This is a genomic window from Paraburkholderia sp. BR10141 (assembly GCF_056155635.1).
Genome location: NZ_JBMIQH010000007.1, coordinates 175,421 through 191,980 on the forward strand (window position 1 = coordinate 175,421; position 16,560 = coordinate 191,980).

At 63.7% G+C, this 16,560-nt stretch carries 16 protein-coding genes; 5 read left to right on the forward strand and 11 right to left on the reverse strand.

The window, feature by feature from the left end; genetic code table 11:
* Positions 1-41: 41 nt before the first annotated feature.
* From ACOJB8_RS12630 to ACOJB8_RS12655, 6 genes are all read right to left on the reverse strand, one after another.
* A complete protein-coding gene (locus ACOJB8_RS12630) occupies positions 42-1,058 on the reverse strand; it encodes a HoxN/HupN/NixA family nickel/cobalt transporter (RefSeq protein WP_475012768.1) in 1,017 nt (338 codons plus the stop codon).
* A 48-nt stretch (positions 1,059-1,106) separates the two neighbouring features.
* A complete protein-coding gene (locus ACOJB8_RS12635) occupies positions 1,107-1,613 on the reverse strand; it encodes a cupin domain-containing protein (protein WP_069262769.1) in 507 nt (168 codons plus the stop codon).
* Between the two features lie 140 nt (positions 1,614-1,753).
* A complete protein-coding gene (gene fusA, locus ACOJB8_RS12640; RefSeq protein WP_342948498.1) occupies positions 1,754-3,862 on the reverse strand; it encodes an elongation factor G in 2,109 nt (702 codons plus the stop codon).
* A gap of 312 nt (positions 3,863-4,174) precedes the next feature.
* The gene (locus ACOJB8_RS12645; protein ID WP_368604047.1) at positions 4,175-4,693 is read right to left on the reverse strand and encodes a DUF192 domain-containing protein; all 519 of its coding nucleotides are present in this window, start codon (positions 4,691-4,693) and stop codon (positions 4,175-4,177) included.
* A gap of 233 nt (positions 4,694-4,926) precedes the next feature.
* Positions 4,927-5,127, reverse strand: a complete 201-nt coding sequence (locus tag ACOJB8_RS12650) for a hypothetical protein (protein WP_028213393.1) — start codon at positions 5,125-5,127, stop codon at positions 4,927-4,929.
* A 344-nt stretch (positions 5,128-5,471) separates the two neighbouring features.
* Positions 5,472-6,053 (reverse strand): pseudouridine synthase, encoded by a 582-nt coding sequence (locus ACOJB8_RS12655; protein WP_368615952.1) that lies wholly within the window; start codon positions 6,051-6,053, stop codon positions 5,472-5,474.
* 343 nt (positions 6,054-6,396) lie between these two features.
* Between ACOJB8_RS12655 and icd the strand changes: the two genes are divergently transcribed.
* A complete protein-coding gene (gene icd, locus ACOJB8_RS12660; protein ID WP_069262766.1) occupies positions 6,397-7,653 on the forward strand; it encodes an NADP-dependent isocitrate dehydrogenase in 1,257 nt (418 codons plus the stop codon).
* Between the two features lie 102 nt (positions 7,654-7,755).
* On the opposite strand, the gene ACOJB8_RS12665 is transcribed toward icd, so the two are convergent.
* The gene (locus tag ACOJB8_RS12665) at positions 7,756-7,992 is read right to left on the reverse strand and encodes a hypothetical protein (RefSeq protein WP_069262765.1); all 237 of its coding nucleotides are present in this window, start codon (positions 7,990-7,992) and stop codon (positions 7,756-7,758) included.
* Positions 7,989-8,303, reverse strand: a complete 315-nt coding sequence (locus ACOJB8_RS12670) for a hypothetical protein (RefSeq protein ID WP_475012771.1) — start codon at positions 8,301-8,303, stop codon at positions 7,989-7,991. Before ACOJB8_RS12670 ends, ACOJB8_RS12665 begins: the two co-directional genes overlap by 4 nt.
* 2 nt (positions 8,304-8,305) lie before the next feature.
* Between ACOJB8_RS12670 and ACOJB8_RS12675 the strand changes: the two genes are divergently transcribed.
* Positions 8,306-9,910, forward strand: coding sequence for a multicopper oxidase family protein (locus tag ACOJB8_RS12675; RefSeq protein WP_069262763.1), 1,605 nt, complete (start codon positions 8,306-8,308; stop codon positions 9,908-9,910).
* Positions 9,911-9,989: 79 nt separating this feature from the next.
* Here the strand turns inward: ACOJB8_RS12675 and cspD are convergent, their stop codons facing one another.
* Positions 9,990-10,196 carry a cold shock domain-containing protein CspD gene (gene cspD, locus ACOJB8_RS12680; protein ID WP_017776809.1) on the reverse strand — a complete coding sequence of 69 codons (207 nt, stop codon included), beginning with the start codon at positions 10,194-10,196 and terminating at the stop codon, positions 9,990-9,992.
* Between the two features lie 585 nt (positions 10,197-10,781).
* Between cspD and clpS the strand changes: the two genes are divergently transcribed.
* The 3 genes from clpS to ACOJB8_RS12695 all read left to right on the forward strand — a co-directional run bounded on the left by clpS (position 10,782) and on the right by ACOJB8_RS12695 (position 15,021).
* Positions 10,782-11,096, forward strand: coding sequence for an ATP-dependent Clp protease adapter ClpS (gene clpS / locus ACOJB8_RS12685; RefSeq protein ID WP_028213389.1), 315 nt, complete (start codon positions 10,782-10,784; stop codon positions 11,094-11,096).
* Positions 11,093-13,384 (forward strand): ATP-dependent Clp protease ATP-binding subunit ClpA, encoded by a 2,292-nt coding sequence (clpA, locus tag ACOJB8_RS12690; protein WP_069262762.1) that lies wholly within the window; start codon positions 11,093-11,095, stop codon positions 13,382-13,384. The genes clpS and clpA overlap by 4 nt, the downstream gene beginning before the upstream one ends.
* Positions 13,385-13,605: 221 nt before the next feature.
* Positions 13,606-15,021, forward strand: coding sequence for an amino acid permease (locus tag ACOJB8_RS12695; RefSeq protein WP_342948502.1), 1,416 nt, complete (start codon positions 13,606-13,608; stop codon positions 15,019-15,021).
* 54 nt (positions 15,022-15,075) lie between these two features.
* On the opposite strand, the gene dut is transcribed toward ACOJB8_RS12695, so the two are convergent.
* Together dut and ACOJB8_RS12705 are read right to left on the reverse strand one after the other, a co-directional pair.
* Positions 15,076-15,522, reverse strand: a complete 447-nt coding sequence (dut, locus tag ACOJB8_RS12700) for a dUTP diphosphatase (protein WP_342948503.1) — start codon at positions 15,520-15,522, stop codon at positions 15,076-15,078.
* 32 nt (positions 15,523-15,554) lie between these two features.
* The gene (locus ACOJB8_RS12705; RefSeq protein WP_342948504.1) at positions 15,555-16,559 is read right to left on the reverse strand and encodes an LLM class flavin-dependent oxidoreductase; all 1,005 of its coding nucleotides are present in this window, start codon (positions 16,557-16,559) and stop codon (positions 15,555-15,557) included.
* Position 16,560 lies beyond the last annotated feature (1 nt).

Genomic DNA, 16,560 nt, shown 5'->3' on the forward strand with positions numbered 1-16,560 from the left:
CGCGTGGCGCGCCGTGCAGTCGAGAGAGGGGCGTGAGTGTTTTAGCGGGCCACGGCGGGCCGGCGCCAGCGATGGAACAGCACCGAGCCGATCCAGCAGGCGATGAATGCCGCAACGATGCCGTAGCCCAGTTCGCCGAAGCGCTCGTTCAGACCTGCGATGAGCGTCCACGCGCCGCCGCTCGCGCCGAGCTTGTCGGCGATGAGCCCGAGCGCTTCCACGCCGCCGATCACGATCGCCACGAGCGCCGAGACGAACGTGATGCTGGCGTTGTAGTAGAGCTTGCGCCTGGGATCGTCCATCGCCCAGCCGTAGGCGTGGACCATCAGCACGTTGTCGGTGGAATCGACGAGCGTCATGCCCGCCGTGAAGAGCGCGGGGAACACGAGAATCGAATACATCGGCAGGCCCTTGCCCGCTTCGGCGGCGGCGATGGCGAGCAGGCCGATTTCGGTGGCCGTGTCGAAGCCGAGGCCGAACAGCACGCCCACGGGGTACAGATGCCAGCTTTTCGTGACGAGCGCAAAGAGCGGCCTGAGCGCGCGCGAGAAGAGGCCGGCGGGCGCGGGTGTATTCGAGGCGGCGGCGAGCGCTGCGTCGTCGCCTTGCTGCGCGCGGCGGTAACGCATCCACACGTCGCGCAGGATCACGAGGTTCACACCCGCGAGTACGAGCAGGAACGTCGACGAAACGAGCGTGCCGATGGTCGAGCCGATCTCGTGGAACTGCTCGAAGCGGCCATGCAGCGAGAGCGCCGTGAGCGCGATGCCGAGCGTGGCGACGATCACGACCGTCGAATGGCCGAGCGAGAACGCGAGTCCCACGCCGAGCGGGCGCTGGCCCTGCTGCATGAGCTTGCGCGTGACGGCGTCGATGGCGGCGATGTGGTCGGCGTCCACCGCGTGACGCAGGCCGAAGCCGTAGGCGAGCAGCGCCGTGCCGAGCAGCAGCGGATAGTGGCGAAACGCGATCAGCGCCCACGCCCACGCGCCGAGGTTGGCGGCGATGAGCGCGGCATAGAGCGGAATCAGGCGGGCGCGGAGCGAGGCGGCGGGCATCGTCAGTGGATCATTGCGTCGTGGTAGGCGGAACGGGCTGCCGCGCGCTCAATGGTCGTGCGGATGACGGTGGATGGGATCGACCCAGTACACGGTTTCCGGCGCTTCGACGGCGTCGATGTTCAGGTTCACCACCACGGCCTCGTTGTCGCTGCGCACGAGCACGCATTCGAGCGGATCGTCGGTGCTGGCGTTGATCTCCTGGTGCGGGACGTAGGGCGGCACGAAGATGAAGTCGCCCGGGCCCGCCTCGGCCGTGAACTCCAGATGTTCGCCCCAGCGCATGCGTGCGTGACCGCGCACGACGTAGATCACGCTTTCCAGCGCGCCGTGATGATGTGCGCCGGTCTTCGCGTTCGGATGGATCGTCACCGTGCCCGCCCAGATCTTCTGCGCGCCCACGCGCGCCGCATTGATCGCGGCCGCGCGGTTCATGCCGGGCGTTTGCGCCGTGTTCGTGTCGAGCTGGTCGCCGCGTATCACCTTGACGCCGTTTTCGCGCCAGTCGATCGGTGCGTCGTCGCGAGGATGCTCATGATCGTGTTCGTGACTCATCGTCGTGTCTCCTTGACTGTGGCGGCGCAGCGTCATCGCCGCATTGTGGCATGGTCAAAATTGCGCCGCGCGCAAGCAAAAAAGCCCGTCCGCAGGGGACGGGCTTTCGTGTGCACAGCAACGCCTGCACGTCGCCGACTTTACGTCTTCTTCGCGTTGATGACCGCTTCGGCCACGTTCTGCGGGGTTTCTGCGTAGTGCTTGAACTCCATCGTGTAGGTGGCGCGGCCTTGCGTGAGCGAGCGCAGCGACGTGGAGTAGCCGAACATCTCCGAGAGCGGCACTTCGGCGCGCACGATCTTGCCGCCGCCGCCCGCGATGTCCTCCATGCCCTGCACGATGCCGCGACGGCTCGACAGGTCGCCCATCACGTTGCCCATGAAGTCCTCGGGCGTCTCCACTTCCACGGCCATCATCGGTTCGAGCAGGATCGGCTTCGCCTTGCGCATCGCTTCCTTGAAGGCCATCGAACCGGCCATCCGGAAGGCGTTTTCGTTCGAGTCCACGTCGTGGTACGAGCCGAACGTGAGCGTGACCTTCGTGTCGACCACCGGGTAGCCCGCGAGCACGCCTGCCTTGAGCGTTTCCTGAATGCCCTTGTCGACCGCCGGGATGAACTCGCGCGGAATCACACCGCCCTTGATCGCGTCGACGAACTCGTAGCCCTTGCCGGGCGTCTGCGGTTCGAGCGTGATGACAGCGTGACCATACTGGCCGCGCCCGCCCGACTGCTTGACGAACTTGCCTTCCACATCTTCGACCTTGTTCTTCACGGTCTCGCGATACGCGACCTGCGGCTTGCCGACGGTCGCCTCCACGCCGAACTCGCGTTTCATGCGGTCGACGAGAATTTCGAGGTGCAGCTCGCCCATGCCCGAGATGATGGTCTGGCCGGACTCTTCGTCGGTCTGCACGCGGAACGACGGGTCTTCCTGCGCGAGGCGATTGAGCGCGATGCCCATCTTTTCCTGGTCGGCCTTGGTCTTCGGCTCGACGGCCTGCGAGATCACCGGCTCGGGGAAGATCATCCGTTCGAGCACGATGGCATGCGCCGGATCGCAGAGCGTGTCGCCCGTCGTCGCTTCCTTCAGGCCCACGGCCGCGGCGATATCGCCCGCCCGCACCTCCTTGATTTCCTTGCGTTCGTTCGCGTGCATCTGCAGGATGCGGCCCAGGCGCTCCTTCTTGTCCTTGGTCGCGTTGAGCACCGTATCGCCCGAATTCACCACGCCCGAATAGACGCGGAAGAAGATCAGCTGGCCGACGAACGGGTCGGTCATGATCTTGAAGGCGAGTGCGGAGAACGGCTCGTCATCGCTCGGGTGGCGCTCGATCTCCTTGTCGTGGAGGTCGTGGCCGAGAATCGCGGGCACGTCCACCGGCGAGGGCAGGTAGTCGATCACGGCGTCGAGCATGGCCTGCACGCCCTTGTTCTTGAACGCGCTGCCACAGAGCATCGGCACGATCTCGTTGGCGATCGTGCGCTTGCGCAGGCCGCCCTTGATTTCCTCTTCGGTCAGGCTTTCGTGATCGTGAAGGTACTTTTCGAGCAGCGTTTCGTCGGCTTCGGCGGCGGCTTCGACCATCTTCTCGCGCCACTCGTGCGCGAGCTCGACGAGATTCGCGGGAATGTCCTCGTACTCGAACTTCACACCCTGGCTCTCGTCGTCCCAGACGATCGCCTTCATCTTCACGAGATCGACCACGCCCTGGAAGTGATCTTCCGCGCCCACCGGAATCTGGATAGGCACGGCCACGCCCTTCAGGCGCTCGCCGATCTGCCGCTGCACGCGGAAGAAGTCCGCGCCCACGCGGTCCATCTTGTTGACGAACGCGATGCGCGGCACCTTGTACTTGTTCGCCTGACGCCACACGGTTTCCGACTGCGGCTGCACGCCGCCCACGGAGTCGTACACCATGCACGCGCCGTCGAGCACGCGCATGGAGCGCTCGACCTCGATCGTGAAGTCCACGTGCCCCGGGGTGTCGATGATGTTGATGCGGTGTTCGGGGTAATTGCCGGCCATGCCCTTCCAGAACGCAGTGGTCGCGGCCGAGGTGATCGTGATGCCGCGTTCCTGTTCCTGCTCCATCCAGTCCATGGTCGCCGCGCCGTCGTGAACCTCGCCGAGCTTGTGATTCACGCCGGTGTAGAAAAGGATGCGCTCGGTCGTCGTGGTTTTGCCGGCGTCGATGTGAGCGCTGATCCCGATGTTGCGATAGCGCTCGATGGGGGTCTTGCGAGGCACGGTGATCTCCTAGGAATGACGCGCCATGGAAGCTGCCGGGCGGCACGCGGCGCGGCCAGCGCGCGGCCCGATGCGCCGCATGGGCGCGCCCTGGTGGCACGCGTCATGCGGGGGATTTATAGGATAGCGCTTGCGCGCCGGTTTTGCAGGGCGTATGCCGCGGCGCGGGAAGCGGCGACAGCGCTGTACAGCGGCGCCAGGCGGTGCGCCGGCGGGCAGGCGGGCGCAAAAAAAGCCGGCGCCGCGTACGTGCGGGGCCGGCTTGCGCTTTTCGCGCAGCGCGCGAATGGCGCGCGCTGGGACAACGCGCGCTTACTGCAGCGGCGGCAGTCCCTGAATCTTCATGCCGGGCTTGATGCCCTTCGCCGTGAACCAGCCCTTCGGCATTTCGAGCGCGAAGACGCCGTTGTTGCGCGGGCAGTGGTTGTTGGTCGTTTCGGCCTGCATCTCGTCGATGTCGGTGATCGTACCGTCGGCGCGAATGAACGCGATCGACAGCGGGATCAGCGTGTTCTTCATCCAGAAGCAGTGCACGGCGTTTTCGCCGAACACGAACAGCATGCCTTCATTGGGCCCGAGCTGCGAACGGTACATGAGGCCTTGTTCACGGTCCGCGTCGTTGGCGGCGACCGCTGCGTCGATCACGAACATGCCTGCCGTGAGCTTCACGCGCGGAAATTCGCCCGGCTGCCTGGCGCCCGGCGGCATCTGCTGCGCCTGCGCGATGCTCGACGTGGCTGTCGCGGTGAACATGAGCGCCGCGAAAGCGGCCAATGGCAATGCGACGACAAGCGCGCAGCGCACGAAGAACGAGCGCAGGGAAAATCGCACGAGAGACTCCTTGCTGTAGGTTAATCCGCGCATGTTACGCGACCGGGTCAGAGCGGGTCAAAATGCGCGGCGCGGTTCACGTCATCGACGTGATACGGCGAGCGTGCGTGACGAAAAACTGGCTAAAAAAACAGGCAGCCAAACAAAAAGGCAGAACGCCTTGCAGCGCTCTGCCTTTCGTCGCGCTGAAGAACGGCAACGCGTGCCGCTTCTTCATGCGTCTTACAACAAGCTTACTCCGAAGCTGCCGAAGCGGCTTCAGCCTTCGCTGCCTTCTTGTGCGACGACTTCTTGTGGGCCTTCTTGTGCGACGACTTGTGAGCAGCCGAAGCAGCAGCAGCCGGAGCAGCCGAAGCAGCTTCCGGAGCCGAAGCTTGTGCGAATGCAGCCGATGCGAAGAGACCAGCGACCAGAGCAGCGATCAGTTTGTTCATGTTGTGAATCCTCAAGCTTGAGTTAATTAACCAAGTGACCCGGTTTTTGGAGTCAGGTCGGTAAACGTGCCATCCACCTTTCGGTTGACAGTCGCTTTCGACAAATTCGCGTGAATTTGATTTTTGCGTCTGCCAGCGGTCGGGACCGCACATTGCTGCGAGGACCCTGAAGGCTGAATGCCGGATAGCTTCTGGCGGCATCTGCGTCGAATAACGCATGGTCTCGCGAGACGGTTGACGCAAACTTTTCATTTGCTTCGTAACGAGACGCAACAGAAAGGCGCGGGACGTGCCGCGTAATTCGAAAAAAAATGATCAGCACGCGAAAAGTGCTTGCACAACAATCACTTGTGTTTGTCAGGGGTGTTTTGCCAGGGCGCATTGGTAGGCACGTCGATGCTTTCGCCGGGAGCGAGGCCCAGCGAAAAAATATCGAGCGCGCCGATCGCGACGCGTACTAGCCGCAACGTTGGATAGCCCACTGCCGCGGTCATGCGTCGCACCTGCCGGTTCTTGCCTTCGCTGATCGCAATCTCGACCCACGTGGTGGGTATCGACGCGCGATAGCGAATCGGCGGATTACGCGACCAGAGATTGTCGGGCTCAACAATGATTCTTGTTCGACACGGCTGTGTCACGAAGTCACCGAGATCGACGCCGCGTTCGAGTGCGGCAAGCGCACCCGCATCGGGTTCGCCTTCCACTTGTGCCCAATAGCGCTTCACGAGCTTGCGTTTCGGTTCGGCAATGCGCGCTTGCAAGGCGCCGTCGTCGGTGAGCAGCAGGAGACCTTCGCTATCGGAGTCGAGCCGGCCCGCGGGATAGACGCCCGGTACCTTCACCCAGTCTGCGAGAGACTGACGTGTTTCGTGCGGCGAAAACTGACAGATGGTGCCGAACGGTTTATTGAGGGCGATTAAACGCATGACAGGGCGACGGGGACGAATAGATGACGGGCTGGCGCCGAGATCTTAATGCATATTACGTTAAGCGGTTTGCTATGTCTTATATAAGATATAAGACACGAGCGGAACCGATCACCCATCGGGGCGCAAGCGGCTTGCCTTGCGCCGGCGTTCGTGTGAAGGGCGCGCCACGCATGCGCGAGGCGTGGGCTAGAATAGCCGCCAGATCCTCACGCCGACGGGCTGTTCGCGCCACCAAGGCAAGCCGCCCGCTCTCGCCGGGCGAACAGGCTTCGCCGCCGCCGCGAGCCGCCGAGCGCGCGTCACACCCGCTACAACAGCCTTGCCCTTACTGGAGTCGATCATGCCGTATCAGCACATCGTGGTTCCGACCGGCGGTGAAAAGATCACCGTCAATCCGGACTTCTCGCTCAACGTCTCGGACCAGCCGATCATCCCGTACATCGAAGGCGATGGCACGGGCGTGGACATTACGCCGGTCATGCTGAAGGTGGTCGATGCGGCAGTCGAAAAGGCCTATGGCGGCAAGCGCAAGATTCACTGGATGGAAATCTACGCGGGCGAGAAGGCGACCCGCGTCTACGGTCCCGACGTGTGGCTGCCCGAAGAAACGCTCGACGTCGTGAAGGAATACGTGGTGTCGATCAAGGGGCCGCTCACGACGCCGGTGGGGGGTGGCATCCGCTCGCTCAACGTCGCGCTGCGCCAGCAGCTCGATCTGTACGTGTGCCTGCGTCCCGTGCAGTACTTCAAGGGCGTGCCCTCGCCGGTGCGCGCGCCGGAGAAGGTCAACATGGTCATCTTCCGCGAGAACTCGGAGGACATCTATGCGGGCATCGAATGGCCCGCGGAGTCCGAAGGCGCGAAGAAGCTCATCAAGTTCCTGCGCGAAGAGATGGGCGTGGCGAAGATCCGCTTCCCGGACAGTTCCGGCGTCGGCGTCAAGCCGGTGTCGCGCGAGGGCACGGAGCGTCTCGTGCGCAAGGCGATCCAGTATGCGATCGACAACGAGCGCCGCTCGGTCACGCTCGTGCACAAGGGCAACATCATGAAGTACACCGAAGGCGCGTTCCGCGACTACGGCTATGCGCTCGCGCAGAAGGAGTTCGCAGCGGAACTGATAGACGGCGGCCCGTGGATGAAGATCAAGAATCCGAAGACGGGCGGCGACATCGTGGTCAAGGACGTGATCGCCGATGCTTTCCTGCAGCAGATCCTGCTGCGCCCGGCCGAATACGACGTGATCGCCACGCTGAACCTGAACGGCGACTACATTTCCGACGCGCTGGCGGCCCAGGTGGGCGGCATCGGTATCGCCCCGGGTGCGAATCTTTCGGACTCCGTGGCGATGTTCGAGGCGACGCACGGCACGGCCCCCAAATATGCGGGCAAGGACTATGTGAATCCGGGTTCCGAAATTCTCTCGGCGGAAATGATGCTGCGTCATCTCGGCTGGTTCGAAGCGGCCAACCTCATCATTGCTTCGATGGAGAAGTCGATTCTGCAAAAGCGCGTGACCTATGACTTTGCGCGTTTGATGGAAGGGGCGACGCAGGTGTCGTGCTCTGGCTTCGGGCAGGTGATGATCGAGAATATGTAGGCGCAAGACGGTTCATCGCTGTCCCAGCAGAAAAAACCGGCAGACCGAAAGTTCTGCCGGTTTTTTATCCGGCTCGCCGCAAAATCGTCACGGATGGACGGGCTAGCCGACTTCGATCAGTCCGTGCGCTATCATGGCATTGGTCAATCGAGTCACTCCGCGGTTTCGTTCATCGTGCCAGTCGTCTATCGCTTCCTTCTCGTCTGCCTGCTCGCGCTGCTTTCCATGCGCGGCGCGATGGCGTGCGAGCACACGCAGCACGATGCAATGGCGGCGCACGTCGCACTCACGCCGCACGTCGTCGCGGATCGTTGCGCCGGGACGAGCAACCGTCGTCACGGCTCGCATTCCAGTTGTGGCGCGAGTTGCTGTGTCGCGGGCTGCTGCGCGCATTGCAGCGTGCCTTCTGCCGTGACTGCATTCGACGCGCAAACCGGCGCCCGTTCCACGCTTGTCGTGCTTCCCGCGGCCTTGCGTGCCGGCATTACGCACGCGCCTCCTTTGCCTCCTCCCATCGCCTGAGCCGGGCCGCTCGCTCCGAGCGGCGTACTGCGCTCGCGCTTTTTCGCGAGCGAAACGACTCCCGCGCGCCAGGCGTGCGTGTTCTCGCGCGTCGCGTGCCAGGCATGAACGAGGTATGAGGATTTCATCGATGAAACGAAGAGCATTTCTATCCGGCGCATTGAGCGCCGCCACCGCGACCCTGTTCGCGCGCCGCGCATTCGCACAAGATGCGGGCGATGCGATGCACGCCATGCACGGCATGACGGACATGCCGTCGATGTCGGGCGGCATGATGCACGCGCAAGTCCCGCTTGCGCCTGCCGATGCGTTGCCCGCCGGCGCGCCGCTTGCCGCGCTGCGCACGCTCGCCAATCAGAGCCGGGAGCCGGGCCTGTTTCGCGCGACGCTCGTTGCGCAGCCCGCGGCGCGTGCGCTCCTGCCCGGACAGCCGCAAACGGTCTTCTGGCAATACGACGCGCTCGCAGCGGCCGAAAACGACGGCCCGGTCATCGGCCCGATGATCGACGTACGCGAAGGCGACACTGTTGAAATCACGTTCGTGAACCGGCTGCCGCAGCCTTCGACGATTCATTGGCATGGCTTGCCCGTGCCGCCCGATCAGGACGGCAATCCCTCGAAACCGGTCGCGCCGGGTGAGCAGCACGTTTATCGCTTCACGCTGCCGCAGGGGAGCGCGGGCACCTACTGGTATCACCCGCATCCGCACATGCTGAGTTCGGAGCAGGTGTTCCGGGGACTGGCGGGCCCCTTCGTCGTGCGCGCCGCCGATGATCCACTCGCGTCGTGGCCCGAGCGGCATCTGTTCGTGTCCGACCTGAAGCTCGCGGCAGACGGCGCGATTGCCGCGAACGGCATGATGGACTGGATGAACGGCCGCGAAGGTCAGTACGTGCTCGTCAACGGCGCTCGTCAGCCGCATATCGAGGTCGTGCGCGACGAGCGCTGGCGCGTCTGGAATGGCTGCAACGCGCGCTATCTGCAACTCGCCTTCGACGACGGTCGCGCCTTCACGCAGGTGGGCACCGACGGCGGGCTGCTGGGCGCGCCGCGCGAGGGCGTCACCTCGCTGTTGCTCGCGCCGGGCGAGCGCGCGGAGCTGATCGTGCGCGCGGGGCAGGGCGCCTCGCGTGCGTCGCTGATTGCCGCGCAGTACGACCGCCACAAGATGGCGATGACGCACGGCAGCTTGCCCGCGGGGCCATCGCTGATCCTCGCGAGCGTTGGCTTCGCACCGGCGAGCGCGACGCAATCGGCACTGCCGTTGCGCCTGCGCGAGATTGCGCCGCTCGTTTCGTCAGGTCTTCTAACGGTCCCGAAAAAGAGCGTGGTGTTCAGCGAAGCGATGGACATGAAAGCGATGCACGCACCGGGTGCCTCAGCGCAGCCCATGCCGCGCGGCATGCGATTCATGGTGAACGGGGCGGTATTCGATCCGGCGCGCGTGACGCTGGCGAGCCGGCGCGGGGAAGTCGAGCACTGGACGATAGCAAACGGCACGGACATGGATCATCCGTTTCATCTGCACGGTACGCAATTTCAGGTGCTGGCGCGCGAGCGTGGCGGTGTGCGCAATGAGGAGGAACTGCTGGCATGGCGCGACACCGTGAACGTGCGGCGCGGCGAAACGGTGCACATCGCAACCGTCCAGCACGAGGCGGGCGATCGCATGTTTCATTGCCACATCCTCGAGCACGAGGATCTCGGCATGATGGGTACGTTGCGGGTGAGCTAGCACGCGAACGTTAAAAAACCATGACACCAAAAAGAAACCCGGCCGAAGCCGGGTTTCCAAGGTACGGGTACCGAACAGATCAGGCTGCTGCCTGAATGTTCGATGCCTGTTTACCCTTCGGGCCTTGCACGACCTCGAAGCTCACTTTCTGCCCTTCTTTGAGGGTCTTGAAGCCATTCATTTGAATAGCCGAAAAGTGAGCGAACAGGTCCTCACCGCCTTCATCCGGCGTAATGAACCCGAAACCCTTCGCGTCGTTGAACCACTTGACCGTACCGGTTGCCATACCAACTTCCCCTGTAACTCATGTCACTACCACGAGCAGTTCGAAAAGCTAAACGATCGCGGTGCGATCGCCCCCTCCTCACAAGCTCACCAACGGCATTTTTTCGAATTTAAGGCGGTTGAAAAAAGTGCCAGCTTGATTGTTGAGGGTCTTTAATCTGCTGTCAAGAATATTTTGAGACGGTCCTTGACACGTTGTAAAGAGCGCATTTCCAGGGTTTTTCCTGCTTTTCGCCGACGCTGAGCACCGGTGCATAAAGCAGGTGCAGGACAGCGTCTTGAAAAATCGCGCAGGTGACGCATATGCGATGCACCGCACCATGTAATCTGACACTGAGCGTGCGGGCGCCTACAGTCGCTTCCCACGGCAACGGCAAGGTTGTGCGATACTCAATTCAACGGTGGCGTGAAAGCTGCTGAGAGCAGGATTGTGTACCGGCCCCGCAGCCGGTCCAAGGGATCGGAGCCGGGCCAGGGCGCATGAATTGCTTGCAGCGGGTCGCAGGTCGGGAGCGCCGGGTTCACCGGCCGGCCGGTCAGGTTACGGCAGGATTGCGGGCCTGTCCGAGTTGTTTAGAATGGGTGTATGGCGATTATCCCGGACAAGCAGGATTCAACCGTACTGGAGCGGCAGGAGCAAAAGGTCAAACCGCCCTCCATGTACAAGGTCGTGCTAATGAATGACGACTACACGCCGATGGAATTCGTCGTGATGGTCGTGCAGGAATATTTCAATAAGGACCGCGAGACCGCAACGCAGATCATGTTGAAGGTCCATCGCGAGGGCAGGGGTGTTTGTGGGGTCTATACGCGGGACATCGCGTCGACCAAGGTTGAGCAAGTCGTTACCCACGCACGGCAGGCCGGGCATCCGCTGCAGTGTGTGATGGAGGAAGCATGATTGCCCAGGAACTGGAAGTCAGCCTGCACATGGCGTTCATGGAAGCACGTCAGGCACGGCACGAGTTCATAACGGTCGAGCATCTGCTGCTGGCGCTGTTGGACAACCCAACAGCGGCGGAAGTGCTGCGCGCGTGTGCCGCCAATATCGAAGACCTGCGACAGAACCTGCGCAACTTCATTCACGACAATACCCCTACGGTGCCCGGCACGGATGACGTCGATACGCAGCCGACGCTCGGGTTCCAGCGCGTGATCCAGCGCGCGATCATGCACGTTCAGTCCACTTCCAACGGCAAGAAGGAAGTGACCGGCGCGAACGTGCTGGTCGCCATCTTCGGCGAGAAGGACTCGCACGCGGTGTATTACCTGCAGCAGCAGGGCGTCACGCGTCTGGATGTCGTGAATTTCATTTCGCACGGTATCGCGAAGACGGGCAGCGGCGAAGCCGCCAAGGCCAGCGACGCGAATGCCGAAGCCGAAGACGCCGCCGGCCAGAAGGAAACCCCGCTCGCCCAGTTCACGCAGAACCTGAACCAGATGGCGAAGGACGGCCGGATCGATCCGCTCATCGGTCGCGAACTGGAAGTGGAGCGCGTGGTGCAGGTGCTGTGCCGCCGCCGCAAGAACAATCCGCTGCTCGTGGGCGAGGCCGGTGTCGGCAAGACCGCGATCGCGGAAGGGCTCGCCTGGCGCATTACGCGCGGCGAAGTGCCGGACATTCTCGCGGATGCCCAGGTCTACTCGCTCGACATGGGCGCGCTGCTGGCGGGCACGAAATATCGCGGCGACTTCGAGCAACGCCTCAAAACGGTGCTGAAAGAACTGAAAGAGCGTCCGCACGCCATTCTGTTCATCGACGAAATTCATACGCTGATCGGCGCGGGCGCCGCCTCGGGCGGCACGCTGGATGCGTCGAACCTGCTCAAGCCGGCGCTTTCGTCGGGCACGCTCAAGTGCATCGGCGCGACGACGTTCACGGAATACCGCGGCATCTTCGAGAAGGACGCGGCGCTGTCGCGGCGCTTCCAGAAGGTCGACGTGGTCGAGCCGACCGTCGAGCAAACCGTGGCGATCCTGCGCGGTCTGAAGTCGCGTTTCGAAGAGCATCACGGCGTGAAATATTCGTCGGGCGCGCTGAACGCGGCGGCTGAACTGTCGGCGCGCTTCATCACCGACCGTCACTTGCCCGACAAGGCAATCGACGTGATCGACGAAGCGGGCGCGGCCCAGCGCATCCTGCCGAAGTCGAAGCAGAAGAAGACCATCGGCAAGAGCGAGATCGAGGAAATCATCTCGAAGATCGCGCGCGTGCCGGCGCAAAGCGTGTCGCAGGACGATCGCAGCAAGCTGCAAACGCTCGACCGCGATCTCAAGGCCGTGGTGTTCGGCCAGGACCCGGCCATCGACGCGCTCTCGGCTTCGATCAAGATGGCGCGCGCGGGTCTCGGCAAGACGGACAAGCCGATCGGCTCGTTCCTGTTCTCGGGCCCGACCGGCGTCGGCAAGACCGAAGTGGCGCGCCAGCTCGCGTTCACGCTCGGCATCGAGCTGATCCGCTTCGACATGTCGGAGTACATGGAGCGCCATGCGGTGAGCCGTCTGATCGGCGCGCCGCCGGGCTATGTCGGGTTCGACCAGGGCGGTCTGCTCACCGAAGCCGTCACGAAGAAGCCGCACTGCGTGCTGCTGCTCGACGAAATCGAGAAGGCGCACCCGGACATCTTCAACGTGCTGCTGCAGGTGATGGACCACGGCACGCTGACCGACAACAACGGCCGCAAGGCGGATTTCCGCAACGTCATCATCATCATGACGACGAATGCGGGCGCCGAGGCAATGAACAAGTCGACGATCGGCTTCACGACCCGGCGCGAGCAGGGCGACGAACTGGCCGATATCAAGCGCCTGTTCACGCCCGAGTTCCGCAACCGGCTCGATCAGACGATCAGCTTCCGTGCGCTCGATGAGGAAATCATCATGCGCGTGGTCGACAAGTTCCTCATGCAACTGGAAGACCAGCTGCACGAGAAGAAGGTCGACGCGGTCTTCACCGACGCGCTGCGCAAGCATCTGGCCAAACACGGCTTCGACCCGCTCATGGGCGCGCGGCCGATGCAACGCCTGATCCAGGACACGATCCGCCGTGCGCTCGCCGACGAACTGCTGTTCGGCAAGCTCATGAACGGCGGCCGCGTGACCGTGGACGTCGATGCGGAAGACAAGGTCCAGCTCACGTTCGACGAGCAGCCGGCGCCGCGCAATCCGGAAGCGGTGGAAGTGGAGTAAGCGGCAGCGCTACGGCGCAAACAGCCCTCAGGTAAGACGGCGCAGTCCGAAAGGACTGCGCCGTTTTTCTTTGGCGCCGGCGGGTAGAGGCGTTGCGCCGTGACGTACAGGCGCGTCCGCCGTTTGCCGGCAATCAGCCGGTAAAATGCACGTTTGTCCGCCGTCGGCGTTTTTTGATGCGCGGCGCTGAGTAGCGTCTCGCGCGTAGCAGGGGTGTAACAGTGGTACCACGTAAATCGGGCGCGTTCGAAGCCATCGTCGAGCGCGAACAGGGGCTGCGTCAGGGCTTGTCCGCCGGGCAGATGACAATGATCGCCATCGGCGGCGCAGTCGGCACCGGACTCTTTCTCGGCAGTGGCTTCGCGATCTCTTTTGCCGGTCCGGGCGTGCTGATCTCCTACGCGATCGGCGCGCTGATCGCCTTGCTATTGATGGGCGCGCTCGCCGAGATGACGGTTGCGCATCCCGTATCGGGCTCGTTCGGCGCATATGCCGAGCACTACATCGGGCCGCTCGCCGGGTTCGTCGTGCGCTATGCGTACTGGTCGGCATATGTGCTGGCGGTGGGCACCGAGGTTGCGGCAATCGCCGTCTACATGAAATTCTGGTTTCCCCACGTGCCGGGGCTCTACTGGATCGTCGGATTTTCAGCAGCGCTGATCGTTGTGAACGCAATGAGTGTGCGCGCGTACGGCACCATCGAATATCTGTTTTCGAGCCTCAAGATCGCGGCCATCGTTGCGTTCATCGTGCTGGGCGCATGGTTCGTATGGCGCGCGCCAGCCGGCTCCGGCGTGGGCTTCGCGAACTACACGTCGCACGGCGGCTTGCTGCCGCGAGGCTGGTGGGGCGTGTGGGTGGGGACGATCGTCTCGCTCTTCAGCTACCTGGGCGTAGAGACGATCGCCGTGGCGGCTGCCGAGGCGCAGGACCCGCAGCGCGCCGTCACGCGCGCGTTTCGCGCAACCGTGCTGCGCCTCGTGCTGTTCTACCTGCTCACGCTCGCGCTCATGCTCGCCATCGTGCCGTGGACCCAGGCGGGCGGCAACGAGAGCCCGTTCGTGAAGGTCATGGCCGCAACAGGCGTGCCTTACGCGGCGGGTGCGATCAACTTCGTCGTGCTCGTGGCGGCGCTCTCGGCCATGAACAGCCAGCTCTACATCACCACGCGCATGATGTTCAGCCTCTCGCGCGCGGGTTACGCGCCGGCGGCGTTCGGGCGCCTCACGCGTCACGGCGTGCCGACGGCAGCGCTTTCGCTGTCCACCATCGGCATTGCGGTGGCGGCCGTGCTCAACGCGCTCTGGCCGCAGGCAGCGTTCGCGCTGATGATGTCGATCGCGATGTTCGGCGCGATGTTCACGTGGTTCATGATCTTCGTCACGCAGATCTTTTTCCGCGTGCGCCAGGCGCGCGAAGGCGGCGCGCCGCTCGCGTTTCGCATGTGGGGCTTTCCGTTCACGAGCGTGCTGGGTGCGCTGCTGATGCTCGGCATTCTCGCCGGCACGGCCTTCACGCGCGAATTCCGCATGACGCTCGCCTATGGCCTCGCGTTTCTCGCGTTGCTCGTCGTGGTGTATGCGCTCTGGTATCGTCGGCGTGCCGGCGCGGCGCGGCGAACCGAAGCCTCCGTCTAAACGCAAAAAAGCACGCCAAGGCGTGCTTTTTTGTTGTCGGCGCAGCCGCCTGGATCAGTGCTTGCCCGTGCTGCCGAAGCCGCCCGCGCCGCGCTCGCTCGCCTCGAAGTCGTCGACGACGTTGAACTGCGCCTGCACGACCGGCACGATCACGAGTTGCGCGAGGCGCTCGAGCGGGTTGAGCGTGAAGGTGGTGTGGCCGCGGTTCCAGGTCGAAATCATCAGTTCGCCCTGGTAGTCCGAGTCGATCAGGCCGACCAGATTGCCGAGCACGATACCGTGCTTGTGGCCGAGGCCCGAGCGCGGCAGGATCAGCGCCGCGTAGCCGGGATCGGCCACGTGGATGGCGAGGCCCGTGGGCACGAGCTTCGTTTCGCCCGGTTCGAGCGTGATCGGCGCGTCGAGGCACGCGCGCAGGTCGAGGCCGGCGCTGCCCGGCGTGGCGTAGTGGGGCAGCTGGTCGCGCATGCGCTCGTTCAGGATCTTGATGTCGATTTTCATGAAGTCAGGATGAGGGGGCGGTGGTGGATCGCTCAGGCGCGAGGTAGCTGGAAGGCCTCGGCGAGCAGTTCATAAGAGCGCAGACGAGCCTTGTAGCTGCCCGCAACGGTCAGCACGATCAGTTCGTCGGCGCGAAAGTTGTCCTTGATCGCAAGAAGGCGCTCCGTGACGCTCTCGGGCGTACCGATGACGCTGCGCGGCTTCTCCCGGTCGATCACGATCTGTTCGCGCTCGCCGTACTCCTGCGCGCGCCCCTGCTCGAGGCTCGGGATCGGCGCGTTCAGTCCGTAGGCCATTTGCACGCGCCGCAGATCGACGGCCTTTTCGAGGTCGGCGGCTTCCGCTTCGGTGTCGGCGCAGATCGCGAACACGGCGCACGCGAGATACGGCTTCGCTTCGTGGCCCGGCTTGAAGCGGTCGAGATAGGCCTCGGCCACGAGATGCCCGAAGTGCGCGTTGATGAAGTGCGCGAACGAGAAGCGCAGCCCGAGCTTCGCGGCGAGGTTGCCGCCGAAATCGCTCGAGCCGAGCACCCAGAGCTGCGGGCGCGTCTGGATCTGCGGCTGCAGCACGACGCCGCTCGCGAGATGATCGGCGGGGAGCGTGCCGTCCATCAGGCCGACGAGATCCTGCACTTGCTGCGCGAACTGGTCGCCGCGGTTGTACGTGCCCGCGGCCACGGCCTGCGCCGTGCGCATGTCGCCGCCCGGCGCGCGTCCAACACCGAGATCGACGCGTCCGGGAAAGAGCGCTTCGAGCATCATGAACTGCTCGGCGACCTTGAAGGGGCTGTAATAGGGCAGCATGATGCCGCCCGAGCCGATCCGGATGCGCTTCGTGACGCTGCCGAGGCGCGCGAGCATGACTTCTGGGCAGGGGTTGCACACGCCCAGCAGGCCATGATGCTCGGCGCACCAGTAGCGCGTGTAGCCGAGGTCATCGGCGAGCTGTGCAAGCTCGATGGTGGCGGCGATGGCGTCCGCCGCACTGTGCCCGGCGATGACGGGCGACTGGTCGAGTACGGAAAGCAGTGTCATG